Below are 3,198 nucleotides of genomic sequence, written 5' to 3' on the forward strand. Positions count from 1 at the left end.
CCTTGCAGGATAAGGCTTGCGGGGGGCTTTAGCACCTTTTTTGTTACTTATGCCCTTCTATCCATTAAAAATTTATTTATAAAGACGGATGGTAGTGGGAAGGTGGGGAAGGGCTGGTGTTTTAAAAATACATGCAATAATTTGAAAAATAATATTTTTATTTGAAATAGATAAAATTTATTCATTTCAACCCTGGGGTTTGTATTAATTTCATTCATGCAAAGCAGCAAATTTATCGCTTGCAACTTGCCTTGTCCTGCCGCAAACTCGCCTCCTGAGAAATTTTACTCATTTCCTAAACATTTTCTGTTTTGCAAACCATTGAAGGAGTTTTTATGAACACATTCCACCTCTCCGGTTATCCGCGCATCGGCGCGAAGCGCGAGCTGAAATTTGCCGTTGAAGCCTTTTGGAAAGGCGCGAAATCCGAAGCTGAATTGCAGCAGGTAGCGGCCGATATCCGTCGCGCCAACTGGGCCACCCAAAAAGCCGCCGGTGCCGATTTGCTGCCGGTGGGCGATTTTTCGTTTTACGACCATGTGCTGGATTTGCTCTGCACCTTGGGCGGCATTCCCTCCCGTTTCGGCTTCGACGCAGCCAAGCTGACCCTGCCGGAATACTTCCAACTGGCGCGCGGTAACGCCACCCAGTTTGCGATGGAAATGACCAAGTGGTTCGACACCAACTATCACTTCATCGTGCCCGAATGGTCGGCCGACACCGAATTTAAGGTAAACGCCAAAAACCTGATTGCTCAAATCAAAGAAGCCAAAGCGCAAGGCCACGACATCAAGCCCACGCTGGTGGGTCCGGTTACCTTGGCTTGGTTGGGCAAGAAAAAAGAAGACTTCGGCTGCCGCGTAACCAAACTGCTGCTGCCCAAACTGCTGCCTGCCTACGCACAACTCTTGCGCGAACTGGCTGCCGAAGGCGTGGATTGGATTCAGATCGACGAGCCGATTTTGGCGGCTGAAGCTTCACAAGTGTGGCTGGACGCATTCGCTCCCGTGTATCAGGAATTGGCCAACACCGGCGTGCGCATCGTAATCGGCACTTATTTCGCTTCTGTGGCCGAACATTTGAACCTGTTGAAATCCCTGCCCGTACACGGCGTGCACATCGACTGCGTGCGCGCACCGGAGCAACTCTCCGTGTTTGCCGACGGCTGGCCGGACAACCGCGTGCTGTCTGTAGGCCTGATTGACGGCCGCAACGTGTGGCGTGCCAACCTGAATAAGGTAATCGACACGCTCGAGCCCGTGAAAGCCAAATTCGGCAACAATTTGTGGATTGCCCCCTCCTGCTCGCTGCTGCACAGCCCGCAAGACTTGGCCGTGGAAGAAAAACTGGACGGCGAAATCAAATCTTGGATGGCCTTTGCCGCGCAGAAACTGGTGGAACTGGGCGTGGTGAAACAGGCTTTGGCACACGGCAAATCTGCCGTTCAGGCTGCCTTGGCCGAATCCGATGCCGCTGCCGCCGACCGCGCCACCAACAAGAAAATCCACAATGCAGCCGTACAAAAACGCGTGGCCGACCTGCCCAAAGGTGCCGACCAGCGCAAATCGCCGTTTGCCCAGCGCATTAAGGCACAGCAGGAATGGATGAAACTGCCGGTGCTGCCCACCACCACCATCGGCTCCTTCCCGCAAACCACCGAAATCCGCCAAGCGCGCGCCGCGCTCAAGAAAGGCGAACTCTCCGCTGCCGACTACGATGCAGCGATGAAGAAGGAAATCGCCTACTGCGTGGAGATCCAAGAGAAATTGGAATTGGACGTGCCCGTACACGGCGAAGCCGAGCGTAACGACATGGTGGAATACTTCGGCGAACAGCTGGCCGGCTACTGCTTCAGCCAATTTGGTTGGGTGCAGAGCTACGGCAGCCGCTGCGTGAAACCGCCGATTATTTTCGGTGACGTATCCCGCCCCAATCCGATGACCGTTTACTGGTCTACCTACGCGCAAAGCCTCACCAAACGCCCGATGAAAGGCATGCTCACCGGCCCGGTAACCATGTTCAAATGGTCGTTTGTGCGCGACGACGTACCGCTGAGCGTGGTAGCCAAACAAATCGCATTGGCGCTGAACGACGAAGTGCTGGATTTGGAAAAAGCCGGTATCAAAGTAATCCAGATCGACGAGCCCGCCATCCGCGAAGCCATGCCGCTGAAAAAAGCGCAGTGGGACGAATACCTGGCCTGGGCCTGCGAAGCTTTCCGCCTCTCCAGCACCGGCGCGGAAGACAGCACCCAAATCCACACCCATATGTGCTATTCCGAGTTCAACGACATCCTGCCCGCCATCGCCAGCATGGATGCAGACGTGATTACCATTGAAACTTCACGTTCCGACATGGAATTGCTCACCGCGTTCGGCGACTTCAAATACCCGAACGACATCGGCCCCGGCGTGTACGACATCCACAGCCCGCGTGTGCCCACTGAAGCCGAAGTGGAGCGCCTGCTGCGCAAAGCGATGGAAGTGGTGCCGGTAGAGCGCCTGTGGGTCAACCCCGACTGCGGTCTGAAAACCCGCGGCTGGAAAGAAACCTTGGAACAGCTGGAAGTGATGATGGCGGTTACCAAGAAACTGCGTAAGGAATTGGCGGATAAAAACGTTACCCGCTAAACGCTGAGTCAGTTGGAATGAGCAAAGGCTACCTGAAACTTTCAGGTAGCCTTTTTGTTTGTGTGTGGGTTTCAGGTAGCCTTTAGCGCCGTTTGAATTTCGTCCATGCTATGCTTTATAGTGGATTAACAAAAATCAGGACAAGGCGGCGAGCCGCAGACAGTACACACGTTACGGCAAGGCGAGCCAACGCCGTACTGGTTTTTGTTAATTCACTATAGCTTTGCGGCAACTCGGCTTAGCCTTTAATCATCGGAGCTCATAGAGGCTACCTGAAAAATAAAGACACCGATATTTTTCAGGTAGCCTAATCAATCGGAAAATCTCGTTATTGGGTTCTGACTTTTCTCAGTAATTTACGCACTTCTTCCAAAGCATACCAACCTTCATCTTCTTCTCCAGCCTTGTAGTGCTGATATGCCTGTTCGACCAGTTTCCTGCATTGATCGAATACCAGCTTGGGGCCTTTTTCCTCTACAGCCATATCCAAGCCTATACGAAGATCGTGAAAAGCGGCATAAGTAACAAAAAAGGTGCTAAAGCCTCCCGCAAGCCTTATCCTGCAAGG

General features: G+C 52.9%; 1 protein-coding gene and 1 pseudogene. One reads left to right on the top strand and one right to left on the bottom strand.

Annotated elements, in window-relative coordinates; translation table 11 throughout:
* Positions 1 to 335 precede the first annotated feature (335 nt).
* Positions 336 to 2,630 (top strand): 5-methyltetrahydropteroyltriglutamate--homocysteine S-methyltransferase, encoded by a 2,295-nt coding sequence (metE, locus tag ACO6EE_RS06375; RefSeq protein WP_485960048.1) that lies wholly within the window; start codon positions 336 to 338, stop codon positions 2,628 to 2,630.
* 328 nt (positions 2,631 to 2,958) lie between these two features.
* Here metE and ACO6EE_RS06380 read toward each other — a convergent pair.
* A pseudogene (locus ACO6EE_RS06380) lies at positions 2,959 to 3,198 on the bottom strand (hypothetical protein); the annotation flags it as partial.

Source organism: Eikenella sp. (genome assembly GCF_057315495.1).